The organism is Rhizobacter sp. Root1221, from assembly GCF_001425785.1.
In the GTDB taxonomy this organism is placed as follows: domain Bacteria; phylum Pseudomonadota; class Gammaproteobacteria; order Burkholderiales; family Burkholderiaceae_C; genus Rhizobacter.
Map to the genome: position 1 here is coordinate 1 of NZ_LMDI01000010.1, position 24,699 is coordinate 24,699.

The following is a 24,699-nucleotide window of genomic DNA, read 5'->3' on the forward strand; positions in this document are numbered from 1 at the left end:
CAGTTGTATCGACGACGAAGGCAAGCCGCGCAAGCCTTCGCCGCCGCCCAACCGCCCCTGTTCAACTGAGGGGGAAATTATTCCGGACAGTAGTGGGCCTTCGCCGGGACGACAGGGTTGTGTAGAGAAACGCATTGGCGTTTGCGCAGAGTGGGTCTCTCAGGATCAGGCCCTCTGCCTGATTTGAGCGCCCGACCGCAGCGACCCAGCGATGCCCCAAGCCAGACAACCACCACCGAGCGGATGCTTGGCCCCGGTGGAGACCCCGGCCTGCACCGGGGCGACAGCCTGTTTTTAGCAGTGGGCCTTCGACGGGATGACGGCGTGGCGCCATATCCGCTCACCGCATGTCGTCGTGCCGGAAAGTCAGTTGGCCCCGGCGGCTTGCCGTCGTACCGTCACGCCACTCACAGCCTCGGGCCCTTTTCATGCGCAAACTGATTCCCACCCTCACCGTGTTCGCCGCCCTCGTGGCATCCTCCGTGGTGCACGCGCAGGAAACCCTGCGCGTTGCCGCGTCGCCGGTGCCCCATGCCGAGATCCTCGAGTTCATCAAACCGAAGCTCAAGGCCCAGGGCATCGACCTCGAGGTCAAGGTGTTCAGCGACTACGTTCAACCCAACCTCGCGGTGGCCGACAAGGTGGTGGACGCGAACTTCTTCCAGCACCAGCCCTACCTGGATGCGTTCAACCGCGACCGCAAGACCTCGATCGTCGCAGTGCCCAATGGCCTCGTGCACGTGGAGCCGTTCGGCGCCTACTCGCTGAAGATCAAGCGTGTCGCCGACCTCCCGGACGGCGCCACCATCGCCATTCCGACCGACCCGTCCAACACGGGCCGGGCGCTCGTGCTGCTGCAGAAGCAGGGGCTGATCAAGCTGAAGGACCCGACGCAGATTCTCGCCACCACGCGCGACATCGCCGAGAACCCGAAGCGCCTCGTGATCCGTGCGGTGGACCCGGCCTTGTTGCCGCGCGCGTTGCAAGACGTGGACCTCGCACTCATCAACACCAACTACGCCCTCGAGGCCAAGCTGGTGCCCACGCGCGATGCGCTGTTCATCGAGGGGGCCGATTCGCCGTACGCCAACCTCCTGGCCGCCCGCACCGACAACGCCGGCAGCGCCGCGCTGAAAAAGCTCACCGCTGCGCTTCACACGCCGGAGGTGAAGAAGTTCATCGAGGAGAAGTACAAGGGCGCCGTGGTGCCGGCGTTCTGAACTTGCGGGTGGCGGCGCCCACAGCCGCCAGGCCCGCGATCATCAACAGCGCCGTGCCGGGCTCGGGCACCGGTGCTGCCGCCACGGTGTTCCGCAGCCCCGACACCGTGTCGACGATGAACGAGGCCGTCCAGAACGGCTCGGTGGCGTTGATCACCCCGGTCAACACACCGCGGCGCTCGCGGCGGCCGTCGATGGCGGAGTCGAGCGTGACGCGCGGGTTGATGCCGCCGGTCCACAGGCCCACCTCAGCGAAGCTGCTGCCGCCGCCCCAATCGTCGACGTAGAGCGTGTAGGGCAGGCGGAACGTCAGCACTGCGGGGCCGGCCACGAAAAACGAGAACTCGAAGGTGGTCTGCACCGAGAGCGACCCGGTGTCGGGCAGCGTACCGGTCAACGCGGTATCGAGCCGGTCGTCGTCCGTGAACCGCGCGAACCCGTCGTGGCCATCGCCGGTTACGGCAGCGACCGGCGCAGGGTCCCCGTACGACGTGGGCAATTCGGCCGGCGGAGGGCACGACGACACGCCCTCCTGCGTGCAATGGGTCCACGACCGCAGCGGGATCGTGACCGACGACACGTCGGGGTAGTTGTCGTAGTCGGTGCCCACCAGGTCGATGGTCATGGCGCCCCAGTCAACGGTGGCCGTGGCCCCCGCGGCGTGGGCCGCTGACGGACTGAACATCACCACCGCACCCGACACCAGCGGTGCGGCGAGCGACAGGACGACACGATGGGCCAGAGATGACACGGACATGGTCGGCTCCCGGAGCGCTCGCCAAGGAGGCGGGCGGTCTGCGAGTCTGATCCGAATCCAGCGCGCGTCCAGTTCAAAACTAGGGGGTGCGCCACGGCGAGGCCGAAACCCGCCGCCTCCATCGAACAGTGGTTGACCGAACGCGCTGTGCTCTCCACAGTCGCGCCCAACCCCATGCGAAAGGCCTCGTCATGTCCCACCACTTCTGGCGCCTGGTGCTGTCCGTGTGCGTGTCGTTGTGCCTGGCGTTGCCGGCCGCCGCGCGCGACCAGCCGAACCGCCATCTGTATGCCGTGGGCGGGGGCTACGAAAAGGCCCTGGAAGGGTTTGCGGCCGAGGTGATCCGCCACGCCCGTGGCCCGAAGGTGCGGATGGTGATGGTGCCTGCCGCGTTTGCGGACGACCCGGTGCTGCCCGAGGACCCCATCATCCTGGCGGAAGACGTCAAGGCGCTGCAGCTGGCATGTGACGCCGTGTTGAACCGCATCACCTTTCCGGGCGGCTGCGACGTGGGCTCCGTCCCGCTGTATGTCGCCGCGGACGCCTACCAGCCGGCCATCCTGACGCGCCTGTCCGACCCCACCGTCGACGGCATCTTCTTCACCGGCGGCGACCAGGGTTACGCGATGCGCATCCTCGCCGGCACCCCGAGCGAAGCGGCGATGGACGTGGCGGCCGAGCGGGGCGTGGTGTTCGGCGGCACGAGTGCCGGCGCGGCGATCCAGTCGCTGGTCATGAACGCGGGCTACACCGATGCCGGTGACTCCACGAACGCGTTGCAGAAGGCCTCCATCGACCTGTGGCTCGGCCGCCCGTCTGATCATCGCGGCCTGCGCTTCGGATCGCGGCAGTCGGTCATCGACGAACACGTGCATTCGCGCGGCCGGCTCGGCCGCATGATCAACGCGTCCGCGCAGACCGCCGATGCCTTGGGCCAGGGCGGCCTGCTCGGGTTGGGGTTCGACTACGACACCGGTGCAGCCATCACGAACGACCGGTGGCTGACCGCCGTGTCCGGAGTGTCGTCCGCCATCGTCGTGGACTTCCGCAGCGCGCGGGCGCGGCACCGCTGGGTGGGGCCCAACGCAGCGCTGAGCGCGCGCCGCGTGCTGACTCACGTCCTGTCGCCGAACCGCCGCGTGGCCCTCGACCTGGCCACGCGCGAGCCGCACGTGGCCGGGCGGCCGCTGCCGTTCGACGACCGGGGCCGCGACGAACCCCGGTTGCGCACCGGTCCCGGCGCCGCGGTGATGCTGGGGGGTGATGTTTCCGAGGACCTGGGCGGCCCGGTCATCCGCGAGTTCGTGCGGCAGGCGTCCCGTCGCGACCGGCTGGGCAAGATGGTGGTGATCGCGGCGGGGTACCCGTCCGTGGCGGATGCCCAGGCCGCGGCCGACCTGTACGCCCAGGCGCTGGTCAAGGCGGGGTGGCGGGGGTCGACACGCATCCATCTGCAAGGCCAGGCCCGCCTCGATGTCGCGCGTGCGCGCGATGCGGACGGCGTGCTGCTGGTCGGGGGGGACCAGTCGCTGCTGGCGGGGGTGCTGGCCGACCGCGAGTTCGTCGACTGGGTGGCCACCGCGGCCCGGCACGCCGACGTGGTGATGCTGGAACGTGCGATGGCCGCGGCCGCCGGAGAGCACTTCGACGCCATTGCCGAAGGCGACACCGCGGATGACGCCATCAACGCGTTCCGCACCGACAACGCCGTGATCCGCCCCGGGCTCGGCCTCGTGGCCGGGGCGGCGTTCGAGCCGCGCCTGCAGATCGACAAGCGCTGGGGGCGGCTCTACGGCATCGGCAGGCAGCGCCGGCACCTGCCCGTCTATGGCATCAGCGAATCGTCGGCCATCGTCATCGACGGGCGGTGGGCCGGTGTCATCGGCCTGAACCCCGTGGTGGGTCTGGACCCGCGGGGGGCAACGTTCTACGACGGTGACAACGGCGCGTTCGGCGCCCTGAACGTGCTGCTTGACGTCTACCAGCCGGGCGAGGTTCTGCGGGACCGGTGACGCGCCGGCCGTCAGTCGTCCGGGTGGCCGAAGGCCTTCAGGAAATCGGCGGCGAACCGCGGTGACGCCGACAACGTGAGCGTGACGGTGTGCCAGTCGCCGGCTTCCACGGTGACCTGCAGGTCATGGTCCCAGTCCATGCCGTCGTCGATGGGGCCGTGGCCGTGCGGGAACCGGCGCCGGGCCCAGTCGAGCACCTGCTGCACCTCGGCCAGGACGGCCGGGTGCTGTGCGGCGGGCGTGGACGCCATCGCGTCGAGCGTGGTGACCCCTTCGGTGTTGTCGCTGACGTCGAACGTGAGGTACTGCATCGGGCAGGAGATGGGAGCTGTCGGGATGTGCCATTGTGCGATGCGAAGGTCACCGAGGTGACCCGCACCGGGTGCGGGCTCGCATACGATGGTTGCTCTGCCCCGCCCGACCCGGAGTATCCCCATGAGCGCCTTCGACGACGCCATTGCCCTCGAACCCCAGCCCGATGGCACGTGGCTCGGCCACACGAGCCCTGCCTACGGCAACATGGTGGGCCCGTTCGGTGGCATCACCGCGGCGCAGGCGCTCAACGCGGTGCTGCAGCACCCGCAGCGCCTGGGCGAGCCCATCTCGCTGACCATCAACTTCTGCAGCGCGCTGGCCGATGGCCCGTTCACGGTGGTCACGCGTGCCGTGCGCACCAACCGGTCCACGCAACACTGGTTCGTGGAACTGCAGCAGCAGGGTGAAACGAACACCACGGCCACCGTGGTGACGGCCCTGCGCCGTGACGTGTGGGCGAACGACGAACACGCGATGCCCGGCGTGCCCGCGCCGGACACCATCGAGCCGCTGGGCCCGCAGGGCCGCGTGGCCTGGCTCGACCGCTACGAGATGCGCGTCATCGACGGCCACCTGCCGCAACCGTGGGATGGCCGCGAGCACCCTGACAGCGTCACGCGCCTGTGGGTGCGCGATACCCCGCCGCGCCCGCTCGACCATGCGTCCCTCACTGCGCTGTCCGACGTGTTTTTCCCGCGCCGCTGGCGCCGGCACGCCACGCCCACGCCCGCGGGAACGGTGTCGATGACCGTGTACTACCACGCCGACAGCGTGCGGCTCGCCGCCACGGCGGACGGCCTGCTGCTGGGCCAGGCCCAGGCGCAGGCGTTTCGCGGCGGCTTCTTCGACCAGACGGCGCAGCTGTGGAACCGGCACGGGGACCTGCTGGCCACCACCCACCAGGTGGTGTACTACAAGGCGTGACGCCGACCGCCAGGGGCGCCGCCACGGTCTCGCGGAATTGCCCCGCGCTTATTCCAGCGGCACCGCCTCGAATGCCTCACTCGCATCGGCGCGCTCGAAGGCCGAGCCGGCCGGGTGGTCCAGCAGGGGCACCACGTCGGGATGCTCGAGTGCGAAGTCCGCCAACACGCAGGTGATGTAGTGCGTGGGCTGGTTCATGTACTTCTCGCTTTCGCTGCCGCTGAGGAAACGCCAGCCGCTGTCGGTGGGCGTGGCCGGGGCGGTGCGGTAGGCATAGCCGACAGGCTTCTGGCGGGTGGTGATCACCTCGGTGGCCACGCAGGTGAGAGAGGTCATGGCAGAAGGCGTTGGAAAGGGCGGGTGAGCCCGGAAGGGGAGAGCGTACCCGAGCGCCGCGCACGCGGGCACGCCCTGGCCGTCACACCTGGTGCGGCGCGACGATGCGCCGCTCGCCGATCAGGAAGGCGTCGGCCACCAGTTGGAACGGGCGCCAATCCACCTCGGAGCGTTTCGCAACGCACAGCGACGCAAAGCGGGAATACAAGCGCGGATACTCGCCGGCCAGGCCTTGGTCGGCCGCCACCACCTGGCCATCGACCGTGAGCGTGGCGCCTCCTTGCGAGAGTTTCAGGCTGCCGGTGGTGCTGTGCAATTCGATGTCCCAACTCTGGTCGCCCTTTTGCCGGAAGTCGAACTCGGCGTCCACGGCGACGCCCGCTTCGGTGCGCAGGCGCAACTCGGCGGCGATCGGGGCCTGCTGGTTTTCGGGGAACGACAGCGTGGCGGTCTCGACGCACACCTCATGCGCAAGCACCTCGGTCAGGATCGACAGCGCATTGATGCCCGGGTCGAAAACGCCAAAGCCACCCGGCTCCCAGATCCACTGCTGCCCGGGGTGCCAGTGGTGCACGTCTTCCTTCCACACGATGCGCGCGCCGGTGAGCGTGCGCGTGCGGGCCCATTCGCGTGCCGCATCCACGCTGGCGGCAAAGCGGGAGTGCCACGACTGGAACAGCGTGCACCCCCGTTGCGCGGCCTGGTCGGCGAGCAGGGCGATCTGTCGCGTCGTTGCCGCGGGGGGCTTTTCGAGCATCACGTGCTTGCCCGCACGCAGCGCCACCAGCGCGGCCGCGAAGTGCGTTTGCGGTGGTGTGCAGATCGACACGCAATCGAGCTGCGGCACCTGGGCCAGCATGCTCTCGAGGTCGGTGAAGTTCGCCACGCCGTCGACGCGCGCGTTGCGGCTCGCGCAGGCCACGAGTTCGAAATCGGGGCTCTTCTCGAGCGCCGGAATGTGTTGATCGCGGGCAATCTTGCCGATGCCCACCAGGCCCAGTTTCAGTTTCATGGATGTGGCTCAAGTGAAGCGGCGATGTTACCGAACACCCTTGCCTTGCGGGTAGGTGGTCTTCCCGTGCTTGTGCATGGCGGCGAAGGTCGTGATCTTTCTCTTCCGATCGGTATGGGGTCTTGTCGGTTGCCTCTTGCGATGGACGGCGGAAGGACCGCCAACGGAAGCGGGCTTTTAGGTAGGTTAGGCTCCCACCAGTTCACCTCTGCGAAGCCTCAGCGATGTCCACAGCCCGCGAACCTTGCATCAAGTGCGGCACATCCATTCTTGTAGACCACGGCGTATCGCTCAGGACGGTCGCGAAGCTATCTAAGCTGCCTCCGGCGAGTCTCGTCGAAGAGATCTCAAGGTTGGAGGGCGTTCCGTTGAACGTCGCACAAGAGTTCGTCGATCACAGAATGGGGCAGCACTGCGATCGCACCGAGCCTCCATGTCCTGTTTGCTCGTCACCACTCAAGACATGGCACGCCACCGGGTGCTGGCGCTGTGGTTGGCGGACAAACCCAGGTCGCGAAGGACCACTTCCGGCCTGAAGCTGTCGGGCGCCTCGCAGCGCCGGCCGACGGGCGTCTGAGCCGCCATGGGATCGGCGAGCGCTTTCTCCGTCGCCCGCAGTGAATCGCCAGCCGGCGCGCTTGACGTACTTGGCGGTGATGTCGTGTGGGTCGCGGTGCTCGGTGCAGATGACGTTGTCGAAGGCGCGGAGCTATGGCGATTCGACGGGGCGGCCTTGCTGGTGCTGCGCGTTTGCCCGCCTGCCGACAAGCTCGAATGGGAAGAGTTGGATGTCCTCTCGCTCACCGGCGCAAGGCTCTTGGCAACACCGCATGAAACCCAGTGCCTGGTCCTGGCTTCAAAGTTTCTGGATGGATTGAGTTGATGCTCCAGCAGCCCGCGATCGCCATCGTGTTGGTTTCGCGGAGCAATGCACCGCTGGTGCAGTGCACGTGAAGTTACAAGCCTGACGCGGCAAGCTCCAACGCCCAGGAGGCTGGAGCGATACAGGTTGCAACAACGATTGAGCTGGACGAGCACACCGAGCGGAAGCTTCGTGTGCTGGCCAAGCGCAGGCGAGTAGAGGTTCGGCTTCAGCAGTGGGCGCCGGTGGTCTTGCTGGGTTGCCCAGGGCCCGGAATGTCGCCCCCCTTGAAACGGCCCGGAAACGGCCGGTTGGCAAAGTGTCTGCGTGTCCAACTGTCCGCGCCAACCGTCATGACCTCCAGCACACGCGCGGCGTCGGCGATTCCTTTCCTGGTCGCGAGCCCTTCATCGCGTTGACATGGCGCCACGCCAGATGCCAATGACCATCATGAACAAGTGCAGTCAACGATTCATCGTCCTTTCCATCGTCGCCGCGAGCCTCGTGATGGGTTGCGGCGGAGGAGGGGAGGGCGGTAGCGCAGGCGGCGACACGACCATCGTCTACCACGGCAACCGATACCATGTCTTCCCTGTTCATGCTCGGCCAGTCCCCCATTGGGCCGGGTTACCGCGCAGCGCCGCAGGTTTACTATTTCGCGCCGCAAAAACTCTGGTAGTTGATCTACCAAGGCGGTGACCCGTGTATTCCACGACCAAGAACCTGGCCGATCCCCGGTCATGGACGCCGCAGCAGCCCTTCTACCCGACCATCCCGGCAAGCGTCAAAGACACCAAGGGCAATGCGGCCTGGCTGGACTTCTGGAATATCTGCGACGACAAGAAGTGCCATCTTGCGGTAGCCGTGCGCGTCTCGCCGGTGCAGCCCCTGGAGACATCGCAACGCAAGGTGACCCGCAAGGACGCGCCGAGCCTGCCGCTGGCCGCGGCTGGCGGCGCCGCCGTGGTGCTGGCGCCATTGCCTGCCCCGTGATCAGCGCCACCGCGCCATGCCATCAACAAACCAGACCCGGGTTTCCCTCATGAACAAGTGCAGTAGACAACTCATCCTCCTTTCGATCTTCTCCGCGAGCCTCGTGGCAGGTTGCGGCGGTGGAGGAGGTGGCAGCAGCGCAGGCGGTGGCACGACGCCCCCTCCCGCCGGAGGCAGTTCCGCCCCGGGGGGCGGTCCCGTGGACGGGGGAAATCCCGGCGGCGGCGGGACACCGGCCCAGGCCACCACCTGGAAGAGCGTGAAGTTCGGCGGTGGCGGCTACGTCAGCGGCCTCATCTTCCATCCGACGTCCGCGAACCTGCTGTACGCGCGCACCGACATCGGTGGCGCCTACCGCTGGAACCAGGCCACGATGTCCTGGGTGCCCATCACCGATGGCCTGGGCTTCGGTGGAAGCGAGAGCCGCTACCACGGCATCGAAAGCATCGCCGTGGATTCGAACAACGACCAGCTCGTCTACATGGCCGCCGGCATGTACACGTCCGAGGGCAACGGCCGCCTGTACATCTCCAGCAACCGCGGTGACCAGTGGACCTACGTCGCCCTGCCCTTCCCCCTGGGCGGCAACAACCCCGGCCGGGCCATCGGCGAACGCCTGATGGTCGACCCCAACAAGCCTTCGACGCTGTTCTACGCCACGCGCACGGCCGGCCTGTGGAAGAGCACCGACTCGGGCCTCACCTGGGCGCAGGTCACGTCGCTGTCGAGCGCGAAGTTGACCCAGGACCAGGTCAATGCCTTGGGCATGAACAGCGCGATGGGCGTCGAGACGGTCGTCTACGACACCGGCACCAAGGGCAGCGGGTCAGCCACGCAGACGATCTACGCGCCCATCGCCCCGGACTACGTCCAGACAGCAGGCCTGGCCTCGAACCTGTACAAGTCCAGCAACGGCGGGGCCTCATGGACCCCGGTCTCGGTCCCGATCTCCGGCTATCACATCCCGCACATGGTGCGCGCCGCAGACGGCATGTTCTACGTGGCCTTCACCAAGGAGACCGGCCCGGGCGCCGGTGGTCCCGCCCGTCTCTACAAGTTCGACGGCAGCAACTGGACCTTGCTCGACAGCAACGACTCCGCCGGCTACGGCGGCGTGTCCGTCTCCGGCACCGGCTCGACCACGCGCATTGCGCTGGGTGTGACCAACACCTGGGGCAGCTTCAGCGGCCAGCAAATCATCCGGCTGTCCGACGATGCCGGCCGCAACTGGCGCGAGATCGCGGCCACCATGCCGCATACGCCGGCCGACGCGGCCTTCTGGGGCTGGCCCGACGACGTCGAGATCGATCCTGCCAACCGGGATCACATCCTGTACGGCCATGGCGGCGGCGTCTGGGAAACCCGCAACGCGTCCTCGGCCACGCCGAGCTGGAACGAGCTGAACGACGGCATCGAGGAGACTGCCGTCCTGGGCCTGGCCACGCCGCCGGCCGGCGCCACGTACACCGTGATCAACAGTAAGGGCGACGTTGGCACCTGGTTGCACACCAACCTCGCCACCAAGCCGACGCTGACGCCGGCCACCAGCTGGAGCAACGGCTTCGCCGCCGACATGGCGTGGTCAGATCCGCAGTACATGGCCACGATCGGCGTCGTCCTGGGCAACAGCACCGGCTACGGCGTGTGGTCCGGCGACGGCGGCAAGACCTGGGCGAAGTTCGCCACCTACCCGCCGGGCGTCGCGGACAACAAGGGTGGGGAAGCGAGCATCGCGGTCACGGCGCGCAACAGGGCGGTCTGGGCGCCCGGCTACTCGGTGCCGTCCTACACCACGGACAACGGCGCCACCTGGGTGTCGACCAATCTGCCGGCGATCAACAGCATCTTCCCCCGCGCCTACCACCTGGTCGCAGATCGCAAGAACCCGAACAAGGTCTATGCCTACGATTCCGGTGGCCAGTGGTGGGGCACGCCGGGCAAGGTCTACGTCTCGACGGATGGCGGCCACACGTTCACGCTGAGCCAGGGTTCGGTGACCGCGGGGCTGGCCCCCCACTACTTCTCGAACACCTCGCTGGCGGTCAACCCCAATGCCGAAGGCGACCTCTGGCTGGCCGACGGCAACGCCGTGTACCGCTCGGTGGATTCAGGAGCGACCTGGACGAAGCTGAGCCAGTTTGCCTCGATCACGGGCAGCAACCCGTGGCCCGACGTGCAGGGCGCCACGGCGGTGGCGCTGGGCAAGGCCAAGCCCGGCGCCGCGTACTCGGCTGCGGTCTATGTGGTGGGCGTGGTGAACGGCGTGTGGGGCGTCTACCGCTCCGACGACGCCGGCGCCACCTGGACTCGCTTCAACGACGACGCGCACCAGTTCGGCGGCATCGGCGTCATGGCGGCCGACCAGAACGTCTATGGCCGGATTTACGTCAGCGGCACCGGTCGGGGCCTGCTGTACAGCAACTGAATCCCGTCCACTTCATCCCTGCATCGCTCATGAACAAGACAACCGTGTTGGGCACCTTGCCCGATGAGCCGGCACGCGGCTTGGTGTGCACCGTGGCAGGTGCCGGACTGGCTGCCGTAGCCGGCGGTTCGGCGGCCGCTGCCGCCGAACCCTCCGCCAAGGTCTCCGCTGCCGAGTGGGCGCCGGGACCGGCCGGGCAGCGCTACGGGGCGCTGAGTTCGGTAACGATGTGTCGAAAGGCGGCATTCCGTCACGTCACGAATCCGCAGTCATGTCTTCATCATGATTACGCAGGGTCGCCCACCTTCGATGTCGCCGAAGCGGTGGATCGATACGATCCGCCACCGTTGGTAACGAAATCAAAGGGACCCGATTGCGGAAGGCCGCAATCCCGTCGCCATGATGTCGGAGCGAGGAAACGTCCTGCGTCAAGCTGAGCTGGCCGCCGCAACTGATCTGCCCTTACGAAAGACCACTCACGTGTTCAACACCACCAACTTCACCCGCGCGTTGCTCCTGTTGACCTCCGCCGTACTCATCGCTTGCAATAACGAGGAGGTCGGAAACGAAGGGTCGGCGTCAAGCGAAGGGGCGGCGAGAAGCGGCGACTCACCGCAGGTCCGCGTTATCAAACATCCAGGCGCGGGACTCACCCTCTCGGATCTCCAGACGCTCAAGGCGAACGTCGATCAGGGCAAGGAGCCGTGGAAGTCCGCCTTCAATCAACTGGCGAACAGTCCCACGTCCAGGCTCAGCTACGCAGGGCGTGGTGGCCCGTTCGCGAAAGTGAGCCGCGCCCCCGACGAGAATCTCAATGCTTGGCGCAGCGACATGGTCGCGATCTCGGACCTCTCGCGGATGTGGTATTTCACCCAGAACGAGCAATACGCGGTGAATGCGCGCAAGTTGCTGCTTGGGTGGGCCACCACCCACGTTGAGTTCTCAGGTCGCGAGTCCATGCTTGATCTGGGCGACTACGCTTTCGCGTTCGTGGGCGGTGCGGAAATCCTGCGCAGCACCTACCCGGGCTGGACGGAGGCCGACACGGCGACGGTCAAGAAGTACTTCAAGAACGTCCTGATGCCGGCAGCGAATCCCTATGGCGAAAGCTCGTTCGGCGCCGCCAACAAGGGCGCACTGTCCCTCCTCGCTCTTGGACTGATGGCGATCTACAACGACGACATCGAGACATTGGACAAGGTCGTCTACCAGACCCGCACGCTGGCTCATATCGGGTTGCGAAATTCCAATGACATCGGCATGCTCGGCGACTACCTCCGCGACCAGGGGCACGCCTATGGGCAGCTCGCGTCACTGACCATGCTGGCAGAGGCGCTCTGGACCCAAGGCATCGATATCTATTCCGACTTTGACAACCGCCTGCTGGCGGCGGGTGAGTATTTCGCGCGGGTGAACGAGCTCGTTCCCACGACAGCCCTTCCTTTCGGCACCACCGATCGCTATTACACCTCCGACGTCACCAATCGCGGCTGGGACGGCGCCAATGGCGGGAGCGGGGCGCTCACTCAGCTTTATAACGCCTACGTCCTGCGCAAGGGTCTCCAGGCGCCCTTCATCGCTCAAAGACGCCTCTGGACGCCCGTGGGCGGCTCCAGCTTCATGTTCCTCAAGGAGTCCGACACCTCGAAGGCGACGCCGCCGCCGCCGCTGCCCATTCCTTCGGCCACCTCGATCACCTCGGGGTTCAGCGGTGCTGACATCGGGGGTGCCAGCCCAGCCGGCGCGGCCACATACGCCAACGGCATATGGAACGTGGCTGGGGCAGGCTACGATATCTGGGGCGAACGCGACAGTTGCCACTTCGCCTACAAGGCCATCACCGGCAACAGCGCCATCATCGCGAAAGTCGAGTCGCTCCAGAACACCCACCCGTCCGCAGTGGCGGGCGTGATGATGCGCACAAGCCTGGATCAAGGCGCTCCGCGCGCCTGGATGGCGATAAACAACAAAGGTGAAGCCTTACAGAACATGACGAAACTGGCGGTGTATGGCGGCTCGAACTACGCGAACAAGGTTGCGAGCTCCGGGCCCACTTACTGGGTGAAGCTCGAGCGCATCGGGAACATCATCACCGGCTACGTTTCTCCCGATGGCACCAATTGGGCTGCCACCAATGTCGGCCGCATCGACGCGCCCGTTCCCGACACGATCTATGTCGGATTGGTGGTCTCGTCGGTCACAAGCAAGCTCAACAACAGCGTCTTCAGCAATGTCCAGATCACCGGCGGCGGCGGTGGTGCGCCGAGCGTCATCCCTGCGGCGCCCGCCATGCTGCTGGCCTCGCCGGGCGATGGCGCCGTGCCGCTGCGCTGGCAGGCGTCCTTCGGAGCCGCCAGCTACACGGTCAATCGCTCCACCTCCAGCGACGGCAGATACTCAACCATCGCGTCGGGCGTCACAGGCAGCAGCTACACGGACAAGTCGGTGACCAATGGCACCACCTACTACTACACCGTCACGGCGACCAACTCCGCTGGAACGAGCGGTAGTTCTCCGGCGGACAGCGCCACACCGTTTCATCCGATGGTGAACGTCGCCACCAGTGGCGAAGCAACCGACAGCGGGAGCACGAGCGGCGCCATGAGGGCCTTCGACCAGAACACGGGGTCGGGATGGTTCTATAGGGGCACGACCGGCTGGCTGCGGTATGACCTCGGCTACACGGAGCGCCTCCAGCGCTATGCCATCCGCAGCGCCAACGGCCTGGTCCCCCGCGATCCGAAGGACTGGCAATTCCAGGGCTCCAACGACGGCGCCACCTGGACCACGCTCGACACGCAAAGCAACCAGGCCTTTGCCCAACGCTTCGAGCTGAAGACTTACGCGATCGCGAATCCCAGCTTCTATCGTTACTACCGACTCAACGTCACGGCCAACAACGGCGACGTCGTCTTCACGGATCTTGGCGAATTCGAGCTGCTCGTTTCCAAGCCGCAGTGAACTGCTTGGCATGGCCGATGGCTGCCTGAACGTTGGCGGCGATCGATCTGATCAGCCCGTTTCGGCGTGCATCGGCGTGAGGTACCGCATCGCCTGTCCGCCGTGGTTGACCGCCCGGCCGACAGCCGCCGGCAGCAGCGGCACGCTTGCCAACATGCCAGTGCGGAGGGCCAGAGCCTAGAACCGGGCCAACCCGGCACGATTCCACATCCCACCCGGCAGATGGGCCCGCCGACCGCGAAAAACTTGAGAAACTCCCGCCCGAGGCGCGATGCTGCACCGCACGCGAAGAAGAGCAAGAGCGGACCACGATCCGCATGCCGCGCCACCGTTCAACGAGGGAGCAATTCACCATGGCATCCACGCCTGTCGCGCCGCCGAGCGCACTTGTGGCCAAGCTGGCCAAACCCACGTCCGCCTACAAACGCCGCGCCTGGCTTGCGATGGCCGGGCTCGTCACCTTCGTGCTGCTGTACTTCGCCCTCGCAGGCTGGTTCGGCTTCACGGCGTGGCGCATGACACTGGGGGCCGATCCCGGTGCGAAGCATGCCGTCTGGGGCTGGGCCATCGGCGCGTGCGCGGCGTTCCTGGCGGTCTTCATGGTCAAGGCCGTGTTTTTCGTGAAGCACGGCGGCACCGATGACAGCATCGAGATCACCTCCGGCCAGCAACCTGAACTGTTCCGCTTCCTGCATTCGCTGGCCGACAAGGCCGGCGCACCCCGTCCGCACAAGGTGTTCATTTCGGCACGGGTGAATGCCGCGGTGTTCTACGACCTGTCGGTGCTGAACCTGTTCTTTCCGTCGAAGAAGAACCTCGAGATCGGCCTCGGCCTGGTCAATGCGTTGACGCTGGGTGAGTTCCGCGCCGTGCTGGCCCACGAGTTCGGGCACTTCGCACAACGGGCCATGGCGGTGGGACGTTGGGTGTACGTGGCGCAGCAGATCGCCGCCCAACTGGTGGCTCGGCGTGACAAGCTGGACGACTTCCTGCGTGCCCTGTCACGCTTCGACGTGCGCGTGGCCTGGGTGGGCTGGCTGCTGAGCCTGGTGGTGTGGTCCATCCGGTCGCTCGTGGAATCGGCGTTCCAGGTGGTGGTGCTGATGCAACGCGCGCTGTCGCGCGAGATGGAGATGAACGCCGACCTCGTTGCCGTGTCGCTCACCGGCAGCGATGCGCTCATCCATGCCCTGCACCGCCTGCAGGCGGCAGACGATGCGTGGGGACGGGCGATGCATTTCGTGATGTCCGAGAAAGCCAATGGCCGGACCCCACGCGACCTGTTCGAGATCCAGACCCGGGTGGTGGGACACATGGGCCAACTGCTCAACGACCGGCACTATGGCCGGGTGCCCGCCGCCACGGGATCGACGCCGCAGGCGCACCGGGTGTTCAAGGCGGAACTGGCACAGCCACCCCAGATGTGGCTCACCCACCCGTTGAACCACGAGCGGGAGGCGAATGCGAAGCGCCATTTCGTGCACGCGCCGGTCGACGCGAGGGACGCCTGGGTGCTATTCGCCGATGTGAAGGCGCTGCGCGAGCAGGTCACCGCGAAGCTGCTCGGCCCGGACGAAGCGGCGGCCCCCGGGGTGGCGGTGGAGGCCACCACCGACGGTTCGGTGCAGACGCTGAACAAACAATTCGAACGCGAGTACTTCGGCAGCCGCTACCGGGGCATCTACTTCGGCCGCCCCCTGGCTGCGCATTCGGCCAACCCGCAGGCGCTGACCGAGGCCGTGTCGACGCCCATGCTGGCCGACCTCGACCGGCTGTACCCGCAGGGCCTCGTGTCCGACATGGAGCGGTTGCGAACCCTCGAGAAGGAAGTGGCCCAGCTGCGTGCCTTGCACAGCGGCGCGCTGCGGCCCTCGGGCAATGTCATCCGCCATCGCGGGGCCACCGTGAAACGATCGCAGCTGGGCAAGGTGCTCTCCGCCGCGGAGGCTGACCTGGCCGCCCTCGAAGCGAGCCTGCAGGCTCACGACCGCCGCTGCCGGGGCGTGCATCGCGCCGTGGCACACCAACTGGGCCAGGGCTGGCCGGCCTACCTCGATGGCCTGGTGGCCGCGCTGCACTACGCCGAGCACACCGAACGCAACCTGCGGGATCTGCAAGGTGTGCTCGGCAATACCGTAGCGGTGGTCACCGCGACGCGCCGCGTCAGCACGGCGGGCCGCACCCGCCTGGTGAATGATGCGAATGCGCTGCAAGAGGCCCTCCAGCGCGCTTTCGTGCACGCCGGCAAGGTCACGCTGGACGAACCTCTGCTCGCACGTCTCGGCGTGCCCAGCTGGGCTGGTGCCATCGGCGAACTGGGCCTGTCGGGGGCCACCAAGGAGAACATTGGCGAGTGGTTGAAGGCTGTCGACAGCTGGGTGGACCACGTGGCGCACCTGGCCTCGGCGCTTCGCAACCATGCACTGGAGCAGCTGCTGCTGACCGAAAGCGCGCTGGCCGGACACCTGCGGCAAGGCTCGTCTGTGGAAGCCGCGCCTGCTGAGTCACGCGTGCCCACGGGATACGACATGCTGGTGGCTGGCAACGAGCGCAAGCGGCAGACCCGCCTGGACTGGTGGGGCCGCTTCCAGACCGCCGACGGGCTGGTGCCCGCAGGTGCACGGCTGATCGTGGCGGGCGGCATCGTGGCCGGTGTGCTGGGTTTCGGCGCGATGGTCGGGCACGCCTCGGTGACCATCTACAACGGGCTGTCCCGGCCGGTGATGGTCACGATGGGTGACGCACCGGCCGTGCGCGTGGAGGCCCATGGCACGCGGGAGCAGGCGCTTGCCGGAAACGATGCGGTGAAGATCGTGACGCGCACGCTCACGGGCCAGCTGATCGAGCAGTTCGACAGCGAAGCGCACGGCAGCTTCGGCGAGTTCGTCTACAACGTGGCCGGCGCCTCGCCCATGGTGGAGTGGACAGCCACCTATGGCAACGGTGCACAGCGCCCGGAACGCCTGCTGGGCACGGCCCGCTTCTTCGCCAACGCCGCCGACGTGCGCTTCGAGCAGCCCCCGAAGAGCGTCAGCACCAAGGGGGGTGGCGCCACGCGCGACGTGTTGTCCGGGATGGGCAACGAAGGGCCACTGCAGCAACTCGGTGCGCTGAACACGGATGCCGAACGCACCCGGCTGATCGCCACCCACGCCCGTTGGGACGACTTGGACACCCCCTACACCGGCCAATGGCTGATGATGGCGCAGACCGGGCCGGACGCGAAAACCGTGCTCTCCCAGCGGTTGGTGGACTCACCCGACCACGTGCTGCTGCTGCGCCTGGAGCAGGACGCCGCCGACGAGGCGGGCCGTGCCGCCGTGTGCGAGCGCCATCGCCAGCGGGCAGCGGCCGCTCCTGCCAACGAAGGCCTGGCCTACGTGGCCACCCGATGCCTGCCCGACGGCGCGGCGAAGGACGAAGCATTCCTCGCCGGCCACGCCAGCCGCCCCCAGCACGGCTGGTTCGCCTACGCCGCCGGCTATGTGGAAGCCGAGCGCTCGCACTGGCCACAGGCGCTGGCGGCCTTCGACATCGCCCGCCGCAGGGTGCCGGCCCTGGCCGACACCACCGCCATCGACAGCGCGCGCATCCGCCGCCTGATAGGCGAGGCCGATGGGCCCGCGATGGCTGAACTGAGCCAGCGCTCCGAAGGCTTGCGCCAGCTCATCGCGCTCGAAACCGGCAACGGCGTGGAGGCTCCCGGCTACAAGGCCTACGCCGAACTGGCGCGAGGCAGGCTCGAACAGGCGCTGTCCCTGGCCAGCACCGCACCTCCCGCCCAGCGCGACCGGCTGATACGGCTGGCCGCCGCATCCGACGGCGCCACGCCCGAGCTGGTCGCCAAAGCGCTGGCCCTCCCCGCGGACAGCGGGCTCGACATGGGCACCGTCTGGACCAGCATCGCCCTCGCGGCCCGCGCCGGACAGGACACCCGCCCAGCCGAATCGACGGCCCATCGTGCGGCCCCGCAGCACGCTGCCGTGGTGCTCGCCTTCGTCGAAGAACTGCGGCGCGGTCGCGCGCCGCTCGAGGCGGCGGCCGCCGTGGATCGCCTTCCACCCGAGCTGCGCGCCCAGGCCTACGGCGCAGGCATCGTGATGCTGGGGGCCAAGGCACCTGCAGCGTGGCGGCACGCGGCGAAGCGGGTGCTGTTTGCGTCGGAGAGGCCCTATTTCAGTTGAGGGGAGGCCTGACGGGACCTCGCCAGCGAACCGAGCGGACCACCGTTCGCGGGAGAGCACGCAATGGCCTTGCCGAGGCGCAGACCCCTTCTTGAGCACGCGAAGCGCTGGATCGAAGCCTCCTGGAGAGAGGTCGGCTCGGGACTTCGTTGGCGAGCGACAGCGCAGAGGTGCGGCGCTGGAGTCTCGCGACCCTGCGACGCAGCTGGAAGGTCGGCTTGACCGGGCTATCGCACGGTTAAATAATTTCAGCCCCCTTGGAGCGATCTGAGCGGTCAGCGAGGTGTAATGCGAACTCAAAATCGGCTGGGAGGCCAACATGACAATTTCCAAGGTGCTGCGTGGCGTGTTTTCCGCAACGATTGTTGCGTCGGTTGCCATAAGCACGGCCGCTCTCGCAGTGACAAGCTTTACCTTGACAAGTTCGCCGACTAGTTACGCCGGCGCAGGTCAACAATTTTCGTTCGTCGAATCCGCAAGCAACGCCTTCTACGTGCGCAACTTTGGTGTCGCGGACTATGTGAATGCCGATCTCTGGCTTGGCGGCGGGCACAACGTCTGGGGTATGAACTTCGCACCGGCCCTTGGGCAGCCTCTGGCGCTCGGCCGGTATGAAGGCGCAAGTTGGTCGCGGACTGAAACTTCGCCTTACCTCACGTTCGGCGGACAAGGCCGCGCCACGTCAGGCGACGGATGGTTTGAGGTCGTCGACCTTGGCTTCAACCCCGATGGCAGCATCTTGCGCTTTGGAGTGAATTTCGAGACCCACGATAACTTTGCGGCCGACAGCTGGAACTACGGTCAGTTGCGATTCAACTCTGACGTTCCGCTGTCGGATCGTCCCGTTCCGCCGGTCCCCGAACCTGCCACCTACGCGCTCATGGCTATCGGTCTCGTTTTCGTAGCAGTCTCGATGCGCCGCAAGCAGCGGCACGAACTCGACCGCCATGCTGCTGAAATGTCCTGAGCTCTAAGCAGCAGCTGTTCAGCGGCAATAGAGTCTGCGACAGCGCAATGAAGTGTGCGACTGAGGAATGAAGTCTGCGACAGCACGCATGGGCCGGAACTGGCGGTGCGATCCGTGGGCGGGCCGGGAAGGCTCCTCTGCGACGTCTGCCATGCACAGCGGAAGCGGACCCTGCAAGAGGGCAAAATCGAGATCATCTCATCGGGCCGATTGCGCATCGAAGCCGTTGCTGCTGAATGTGATCAAGAGCAATCGCGCGAAGGCCCTCTATGAACGCCTCGGGTTGTTGGTCGACGGCGAGGATCCACGGACCTTCAGCATGAGCACCCAACGCCCGCTTTCAGCCTGAGGACAAACCTAAACTGAAGCGGCCGCCCGCTATGCAAACAAGGCACTCTATGGTCGGGCGTCGCGAACCGTCAGTCTGGTTTCGTCGCGGCGGTAAGCTGCTGACACATCAGGAGATTCCGTGATCAATTTCGATTCTGTCGCCCGCGCCTCCGACGACTTCTGGTACGACCATGAATTCGAGGTGATCCAGGCTCAGGTGGAGCGCCTGTCCCCGAGTGACTGGGACGAGTTCGAACGTCGGTGCCTGCTGCTTCCATGCCAATCGCAGGAACGCGTGGCGTATGTCCTAGGCGGTATAGACACGGTTGCGAGTGCTCGACTGCTGCTTCAGCTTTGCAAACGCTCGGAGCGCGACACTGTGTTGACAGCACGCGAAGCCGTGCGGTCCATGACGCTCGAGTCGGTCACGCGGGCGGCCTCCGACCTGTGGCCCTCCGCCGGTGGCCGCACCATCAATGAAGTCCTGGACTGGGTCGAGGGGGCGGCGAGCGTGCCACGCGACCGCTGATTCTTGGGAACGAAGACCGCTTCCAGCCTTGAATCCACCGTCCGGCCCGCTCACGCACTGTCCCAGCGCACCACCAGTTGCGCCCGGTGCCGGGTGGCCGCGATCCGCTGCGCGTTCGGCTCGTCGGTGTTCGCCACCCAGTCGATGGCCTCCTGCCGGCTGCGGCCGAACTGCTCGTGCCGGCGGGTCAACCGTTCCTGGCGCAGCGCATCGTCCACGTCGACGTACCAGACCTCGTCCAGCAGCGGGGCCACGGCGGGCCAGTGGCCGTGGTCCAGCAGCAGGTAGTTGCCTTCGGTGATCACGAGCTGCGTCCGCGGAAAGACCGGGATGGCCCCCGCGATGGGCTCCTCGATCTCGCGCCGGAACTCGGGGGCGTAGACGATCTCGTCCGGACGCTGCGAGCGCAGCCGCTGCAGCAAGGCCGCATAGCCCGCGCTGTCGAACGTGTCCGGCGCCCCCTTGCGGTGGGACCGGCCGAGGCGCTGCAGCTCGACGTTGGCCAGGTGGAAGCCGTCCATCGGCACCACCTGCGCCACGCCATCGAACGCGGCGCGGAGGGCCTCCGCGAAGGTGGACTTGCCCGCACCCGGCGGCCCCACGAGGCCGAGCAGCTTGCGTTGGCCGTCGTGGAGCAGGGCGCGCACACGCGCGAGGCAGGCATCGGGAACGTTGGGTGTCGAAACGGGTGGCATGCGCCGATCGTAAGCGCTGGCGCCTCAGTGGCCGCCCGGCACGGGCTCGAAGTCCCGCGACGCCACCCCGCGCGGCAGGCGGGGCCGCTCCCGGTGCAGCGTGCTCTTGCCGAAGAGGGACTGCACCAGGTCCACGGCCACCACGGCGGTGCCGTTGCGCACGTCGAGGGCCGGGTTGAGTTCCACGATGTCGAGCGATGCGAGCAGGCCGGTGTCGGCGATCATCTCCATGCACAACTGCGCCTCGCGGAACGTGGGCCCGCCGAGGATCGTGGTGGCCACGCCGGGCGCGATGGACGGGTCGAGGAAGTCGACGTCGAAGCTGACGTGCAGGTGGGTGTCCGCGTCCATCTTCGACAGGGCCAGGGCCATCGTGTTGCGCATGCCCACCTCGTCGATGAACCGCATGTCGTAGACCTCGAGCCCGACGTCGTGCACCAGGCGCTTTTCGCCGTCGTCCACGCTGCGGATGCCGATCTGCCGGATGTCCCGCACGTCCACCGCGGGCACCACCCCGCCGATGGCCGTCAGCTCGGCCGGGCCGTAGCCGCACAGGCACGCGACGGGCATGCCGTGGACGTTGCCGCTCGGCGAGAGGTCGTGGGTGTTGAAGTCGGCGTGGGCGTCCAGCCACAGCACCCGCAGCTTCTTGCCACGTTCGCGGCAGTGGCGCGCCACCGCGCTCACCGAGCCGATGCCGAGGCAATGGTCGCCCCCGAGCACCACGGGCACACGCCCGCCCTGCAGCTCGGCGTAGACGGCGTCGTGGAGCCGCTGGTTCCAGGCCACGGCCTGCGGAAGGTGGCGGTACCCGTCGCGCGGGGCATCGCACGGGTTGGGCGGCCCCTGCACGTCGCCGCGGTCGGCCACGTCCAGGCCCAGGTGGGCCAGGGCGCCTTGCAGACCGGCCACGCGCAGGGCCTCCGGCCCCATGCTCGCGCCGCGCACGCTGGCGCCGATGTCGGTGGGCACCCCGATCAGGCTCAGGCGTGCGGTCATTGAACGGCACCGCCCGCAGTGCGTGCCACCGCGAACGGGGTGTCATGGCGGATCGACAGGCCCGGGACGTCGACGGCCGCGCCGTACAGGTCCTTCGGGTCGTCCAGGTCGGGGACGAGGTCGATCTGGCGCGCGCGGCGGGGGTCTTCCTGCACCAGTTGGTGCAGCACCCGCAGCGCCGAATAGTCCTCCAGCGCGAACCCCACCGAATCGAAGATGCTCACCTCGCCGGCATGGTGGCGGCCGGGCGCCGCGCCACGGACGATCTGCTCGAACTCCGTGACCGGGAAGTCGGGCGCCATCTGCTGCACCTCGCCTTCGACGCGCGACTGCGCCTCCAACTCCACCACCACGCGGGCATCGGGGCGCAGCAGGATGTCCGCATGCAACTCGGTCTTGCCGGGGCAGTCGCCACCGACGGCGTTGAGGTGCATGCCGGGCTCGATCATCTCCGGCGACAGGATCACGGCGTTGCGCTTGTCGGCGGTGATGGTGGTGACGATGTCGGCGCCGCGCACCGCATCAGCCACGCTGGTGGCACGCACGATCTTCAGGTGCTGCGTGGCCCGGCTGCGCAGCAGGTTGCGCTCGAGCTTGTGGGATGCGGCCGGGTCCACGTCGTAGAGCCGTACTTCGCGAAGCCCCAATTGATGGGCGAAGGCGATGGCCTGGAACTCGCTCTGTGCGCCGTTGCCGATGAGGGCGAGCACACGGGCATCGGGCCGCGCCATCCAGCGTGCGGCCAGCACCGACATCGCCGCCGTGCGCAGGGCCGTGACGATGGTGAGCTCGGACAGCAGCAGCGGGTAGCCTGTTTCAACGTCGGCGAGCACACCGAACGCGGTGACGGTGAGCAGGCCCGCGGCGGTGTTGCCGGGGTGGCCGTTGACGTACTTGAACGTGTAGTGCCGGCCGTCCGAGATGGGCATCAGTTCGATCACGCCCACGGGCGAGTGGCTCGCGATGCGGGCGTCCTTCTCGAAGGCGCCCCAGCGCCGGTAGTCCGCCTCGATCTGCGTGGCGATCTGCGCGATCAGGGATTCGATCCCTTGTTCCCGGACGATGCGCCGGATGTCGGAAATGCCGATGTAGTCGACCACGTGGACCTCGCTGTGTGGGTTTGCCGTGGCAGCGGGTCCCGCAGGGCCGCTGCCGATGCATCGATTTTCTGCGGGGCGGCAGTCAGTTTCCAGCAGGCAAGCTGCACACATTGCTAGACTTGCTGAGCAAAAGCGCAAGAGGTCTTGGGCAATTTGCTCGATGGAGGCTCCCGCATGGACGACACCGACCGCGAACTCATCGCCCTGCTGCGGGCCAACGCCCGCATGTCGCTGGTGGAGATCGCCCGGCAGCTGAAGGTGGCGCGGGGCACGGCGCAGAACCGCATCACGAAGCTCGAACAGAACGGCACCATCGTGGGCTACACCGTGCGATTGAAACCGCAGTCCGAGGCCCACCGCATCCGCGCCCTCACCACCATCGCGGTGGAAGGCAATGCCGCCGACGACGTCATCCGCACGTTGCGGGGCGACCCTGCGGTCCAGACCCTGCATACCACCAACGGGCGCTGGGACATCATCGCGGAGCTGCGCGCCGACTCGCTGGAGGAGTTCGACCGCATCCTCAGCCGGCTGCGGCATGTGGAGGGCATCTCCAGCACGGAGACGAGCCTGCTGTTGTCGACCCACAAGCTGTGAGGCGTCAGGAACGGATGTTGCGGAGATGGGGTAGAGCTGCCCCGGGGCCCACGAACCCGGCGGCGATGTGCCCATTTTTCGAACCTCTCAACGGATCCCGCCCGAAATGACTTCTCCCGACCGACACAACGCGCGCAGCGTTTCAAAAGCGTTTCACTGCGTTGCCCCCATCCTTCTCGCCACGCTCGTGGGGTGTGGAGGGGACGGTGACACGGCCACCACCACGTCGGACGGCGGAAACACCGCGGCTGCGCCAGCACCGGCACCGGCACCGGCACCGGCACCGGCACCGGCACCGGCACCGGCACCGGCACCGGCCCCAGCCCCTGCACCTGCACCTGCACCTGCACCTGCACCTGCACCTGCACCTGCACCTGCTCCTGCTCCTGCTCCCGCTCCCGCTCCCGCTCCCGCTCCCGCTCCTGCTCCCGCTCCCGCTCCCGCTCCGGGCGCCGTGTCGGACGGGGAGTCCGGTGGTTATGCCGGCAAGGTGACCGGCGGCGGCAGTGTCACGGCCGTGACGGCCGCCACCGCGGCGCAGATGCAAGCCGCGATCGATGCCTACACCGGCACGGGCGGCCTCGTGGTCCGCTACACGGGCAAGTTCGACTACAGCACCATCACCGACACGTGCGCGCAGTGGCAGAAGGACGCGGGCGACATCGTCGAGATCAAGAACAAGGGCAACGTCACCATCGAAGGCGCCGCCGGCTCGGCCGCGAACTTCGGGCTGGCGATCAAGGGTGCCGCCACGAACGTCATCATCCGCAACATGACGATCGGCCTGCTGCCCGGTTCCATCGATGCCATCGGCATCGAAGGGCAGGGCGGGCAGTTCCCCGGCTACATCTGGGTGGACCACAACACGCTGTTCAGCAGCACCAAGGACTGCGCCGGCGCGGGTGACCTGGAGTTCGACGGCCTGATCGACAGCAAGGCCGGCGCGCACCACATCACCTACTCGTACAACCACATCCACGACCACCAGAAGGTGGGCCTGATCGGTTCGAGCGACAGCGATTCCAGCGACCGCTTCATCACGTTCCACCACAACGTGTACCAGAACGTGAAGGCGCGCCTGCCGCTGCAACGCGGCGGCTACACCCACCTGTACAACAACCTGTACACCGGCGTGCTGACGTCGGGCATCAACGTGCGCATGGGCGGCTACTCGCTGATCGAAGGCAACTACTTCGAGAACGCGCAGAACCCCATCACCTCGCGGGACAGCACCGCGATCGGCTTCTGGCAACTGCGCAACAACAACGTGAAGTCGCCGGCCGACTTCGCCCAGTACGGCATCACCTGGGTGGCGAGCGAGTCGTCGCCCACGCGTGACGCGAACGACTGGGTCAGCACCGCCACGTTCCCGGTGAGCATCACCTACACCCACACGGTGCAGGATGCCGCGTGCGTGAAGCAGAAGCTGGCCGCCGTGGCGGGCGCCGGCAAGGCCCTGGCCACGATGAGCTGCAGCTGAC

Annotated in this window: 20 protein-coding genes; 13 read left to right on the forward strand and 7 right to left on the reverse strand. The window is 67.1% G+C overall.

The annotated features are described in order from the left end of the window. The coding region (locus ASC87_RS33140; protein ID WP_235582111.1) for a hypothetical protein at nt 1-187 on the forward strand (187 nt) is incomplete at its 5' end. A gap of 241 nt (nt 188-428) precedes the next feature. Then, a complete protein-coding gene (locus ASC87_RS08495) occupies nt 429-1,220 on the forward strand; it encodes a MetQ/NlpA family ABC transporter substrate-binding protein (protein WP_082568495.1) in 792 nt (263 codons plus the stop codon). Here the strand turns inward: ASC87_RS08495 and ASC87_RS08500 are convergent. Beyond that, a complete protein-coding gene (locus ASC87_RS08500; RefSeq protein ID WP_056659574.1) occupies nt 1,177-1,977 on the reverse strand; it encodes a PEP-CTERM sorting domain-containing protein in 801 nt (266 codons plus the stop codon). The genes ASC87_RS08495 and ASC87_RS08500 overlap by 44 nt on opposite strands. A 191-nt stretch (nt 1,978-2,168) precedes the next feature. Here ASC87_RS08500 and ASC87_RS08505 point away from each other — a divergent pair, with 191 nt between their 5' ends. After that, entirely contained in the window at nt 2,169-3,989 is a 1,821-nt protein-coding gene (locus ASC87_RS08505) for a hypothetical protein (protein WP_056659576.1), read from the forward strand. Between the two features lie 11 nt (nt 3,990-4,000). Here ASC87_RS08505 and ASC87_RS08510 read toward each other — a convergent pair whose 3' ends face one another. Beyond that, nucleotides 4,001-4,300 carry a hypothetical protein gene (locus ASC87_RS08510; RefSeq protein ID WP_056659578.1) on the reverse strand — a complete coding sequence of 100 codons (300 nt, stop codon included), beginning with the start codon at nt 4,298-4,300 and terminating at the stop codon, nt 4,001-4,003. A gap of 124 nt (nt 4,301-4,424) precedes the next feature. Here ASC87_RS08510 and ASC87_RS08515 point away from each other — a divergent pair, with 124 nt between their 5' ends. Beyond that, nucleotides 4,425-5,228: an acyl-CoA thioesterase II gene (locus ASC87_RS08515; RefSeq protein WP_056659580.1), complete on the forward strand. Its 804-nt coding sequence runs from the start codon at nt 4,425-4,427 to the stop codon at nt 5,226-5,228. Between the two features lie 48 nt (nt 5,229-5,276). Here the strand turns inward: ASC87_RS08515 and ASC87_RS08520 are convergent, their stop codons facing one another. After that, nucleotides 5,277-5,564 carry a DUF2185 domain-containing protein gene (locus ASC87_RS08520; protein WP_082568497.1) on the reverse strand — a complete coding sequence of 96 codons (288 nt, stop codon included), beginning with the start codon at nt 5,562-5,564 and terminating at the stop codon, nt 5,277-5,279. An 82-nt stretch (nt 5,565-5,646) separates the two neighbouring features. Continuing rightward, entirely contained in the window at nt 5,647-6,576 is a 930-nt protein-coding gene (locus ASC87_RS08525) for a Gfo/Idh/MocA family protein (protein WP_056659584.1), read from the reverse strand. Between the two features lie 583 nt (nt 6,577-7,159). Between ASC87_RS08525 and ASC87_RS08530 the strand changes: the two genes are divergently transcribed. The 7 genes from ASC87_RS08530 to ASC87_RS08560 all read left to right on the forward strand — a co-directional run bounded on the left by ASC87_RS08530 (nt 7,160) and on the right by ASC87_RS08560 (nt 19,827). Beyond that, complete coding sequence (locus ASC87_RS08530) at nt 7,160-7,459, forward strand: hypothetical protein (RefSeq protein WP_157603919.1); 300 nt, start codon at nt 7,160-7,162, stop codon at nt 7,457-7,459. Between the two features lie 681 nt (nt 7,460-8,140). Next, nucleotides 8,141-8,431 carry a hypothetical protein gene (locus ASC87_RS08535; RefSeq protein ID WP_056659587.1) on the forward strand — a complete coding sequence of 97 codons (291 nt, stop codon included), beginning with the start codon at nt 8,141-8,143 and terminating at the stop codon, nt 8,429-8,431. 199 nt (nt 8,432-8,630) lie between these two features. After that, complete coding sequence (locus ASC87_RS08540; protein ID WP_235582112.1) at nt 8,631-10,856, forward strand: dockerin; 2,226 nt, start codon at nt 8,631-8,633, stop codon at nt 10,854-10,856. Nucleotides 10,857-11,336: 480 nt separating this feature from the next. Then, nucleotides 11,337-13,817, forward strand: coding sequence for an alginate lyase family protein (locus ASC87_RS08545; protein ID WP_056659591.1), 2,481 nt, complete (start codon nt 11,337-11,339; stop codon nt 13,815-13,817). A gap of 353 nt (nt 13,818-14,170) precedes the next feature. Beyond that, nucleotides 14,171-18,001 carry a M48 family metalloprotease gene (locus ASC87_RS32700; protein ID WP_200954332.1) on the forward strand — a complete coding sequence of 1,277 codons (3,831 nt, stop codon included), beginning with the start codon at nt 14,171-14,173 and terminating at the stop codon, nt 17,999-18,001. Between the two features lie 319 nt (nt 18,002-18,320). Further along, nucleotides 18,321-18,968, forward strand: a complete 648-nt coding sequence (locus tag ASC87_RS08555; protein ID WP_082568499.1) for a PEP-CTERM sorting domain-containing protein — start codon at nt 18,321-18,323, stop codon at nt 18,966-18,968. Between the two features lie 469 nt (nt 18,969-19,437). Next, nucleotides 19,438-19,827, forward strand: a complete 390-nt coding sequence (locus ASC87_RS08560; protein ID WP_056659595.1) for a hypothetical protein — start codon at nt 19,438-19,440, stop codon at nt 19,825-19,827. Nucleotides 19,828-19,877: 50 nt separating this feature from the next. Here the strand turns inward: ASC87_RS08560 and ASC87_RS08565 are convergent, their stop codons facing one another. Genes ASC87_RS08565 through ASC87_RS08575 form a run of 3 tightly spaced genes read right to left on the reverse strand, consistent with a single transcriptional unit; the run spans nt 19,878 to nt 22,621 of the window. Continuing rightward, nucleotides 19,878-20,522, reverse strand: a complete 645-nt coding sequence (locus ASC87_RS08565; protein ID WP_056659597.1) for a nucleoside/nucleotide kinase family protein — start codon at nt 20,520-20,522, stop codon at nt 19,878-19,880. 24 nt (nt 20,523-20,546) lie between these two features. After that, nucleotides 20,547-21,521 carry an arginase gene (rocF, locus tag ASC87_RS08570; protein WP_056659599.1) on the reverse strand — a complete coding sequence of 325 codons (975 nt, stop codon included), beginning with the start codon at nt 21,519-21,521 and terminating at the stop codon, nt 20,547-20,549. After that, nucleotides 21,518-22,621, reverse strand: a complete 1,104-nt coding sequence (locus tag ASC87_RS08575) for an ornithine cyclodeaminase (protein ID WP_056659602.1) — start codon at nt 22,619-22,621, stop codon at nt 21,518-21,520. Before ASC87_RS08575 ends, rocF begins: the two co-directional genes overlap by 4 nt. A 174-nt stretch (nt 22,622-22,795) precedes the next feature. Between ASC87_RS08575 and ASC87_RS08580 the strand changes: the two genes are divergently transcribed. Together ASC87_RS08580 and ASC87_RS08585 are read left to right on the forward strand one after the other, a co-directional pair. Continuing rightward, a complete protein-coding gene (locus ASC87_RS08580) occupies nt 22,796-23,218 on the forward strand; it encodes an Lrp/AsnC family transcriptional regulator (RefSeq protein ID WP_056659604.1) in 423 nt (140 codons plus the stop codon). 106 nt (nt 23,219-23,324) lie between these two features. Further along, the gene (locus ASC87_RS08585) at nt 23,325-24,698 is read left to right on the forward strand and encodes a polysaccharide lyase family 1 protein (RefSeq protein WP_082568501.1); all 1,374 of its coding nucleotides are present in this window, start codon (nt 23,325-23,327) and stop codon (nt 24,696-24,698) included. Nucleotide 24,699: the final 1 nt, after the last annotated feature.

What these genes read in the sequence shown, in the direction of transcription:
- ASC87_RS08500 (WP_056659574.1), bottom strand. Translation starts at nt 1,977, where the DNA reads ATGTCCGTGTCATCTCTGGCCCATCGTGTCGTCCTGTCGCTCGCCGCA.
- ASC87_RS08505 (WP_056659576.1), top strand. Translation starts at nt 2,169, where the DNA reads ATGTCCCACCACTTCTGGCGCCTGGTGCTGTCCGTGTGCGTGTCGTTG.
- ASC87_RS08520 (WP_082568497.1), bottom strand. Translation starts at nt 5,564, where the DNA reads ATGACCTCTCTCACCTGCGTGGCCACCGAGGTGATCACCACCCGCCAG.
- ASC87_RS08580 (WP_056659604.1), top strand. Translation starts at nt 22,796, where the DNA reads ATGGACGACACCGACCGCGAACTCATCGCCCTGCTGCGGGCCAACGCC.
- ASC87_RS08515 (WP_056659580.1), top strand. Translation starts at nt 4,425, where the DNA reads ATGAGCGCCTTCGACGACGCCATTGCCCTCGAACCCCAGCCCGATGGC.
- ASC87_RS08495 (WP_082568495.1), top strand. Translation starts at nt 429, where the DNA reads ATGCGCAAACTGATTCCCACCCTCACCGTGTTCGCCGCCCTCGTGGCA.
- ASC87_RS08530 (WP_157603919.1), top strand. Translation starts at nt 7,160, where the DNA reads ATGGGATCGGCGAGCGCTTTCTCCGTCGCCCGCAGTGAATCGCCAGCC.
- ASC87_RS08555 (WP_082568499.1), top strand. Translation starts at nt 18,321, where the DNA reads ATGACAATTTCCAAGGTGCTGCGTGGCGTGTTTTCCGCAACGATTGTT.
- ASC87_RS08510 (WP_056659578.1), bottom strand. Translation starts at nt 4,300, where the DNA reads ATGCAGTACCTCACGTTCGACGTCAGCGACAACACCGAAGGGGTCACC.
- ASC87_RS08525 (WP_056659584.1), bottom strand. Translation starts at nt 6,576, where the DNA reads ATGAAACTGAAACTGGGCCTGGTGGGCATCGGCAAGATTGCCCGCGAT.
- ASC87_RS08565 (WP_056659597.1), bottom strand. Translation starts at nt 20,522, where the DNA reads ATGCCACCCGTTTCGACACCCAACGTTCCCGATGCCTGCCTCGCGCGT.
- ASC87_RS08585 (WP_082568501.1), top strand. Translation starts at nt 23,325, where the DNA reads ATGACTTCTCCCGACCGACACAACGCGCGCAGCGTTTCAAAAGCGTTT.
- ASC87_RS32700 (WP_200954332.1), top strand. Translation starts at nt 14,171, where the DNA reads ATGGCATCCACGCCTGTCGCGCCGCCGAGCGCACTTGTGGCCAAGCTG.
- rocF (WP_056659599.1), bottom strand. Translation starts at nt 21,521, where the DNA reads ATGACCGCACGCCTGAGCCTGATCGGGGTGCCCACCGACATCGGCGCC.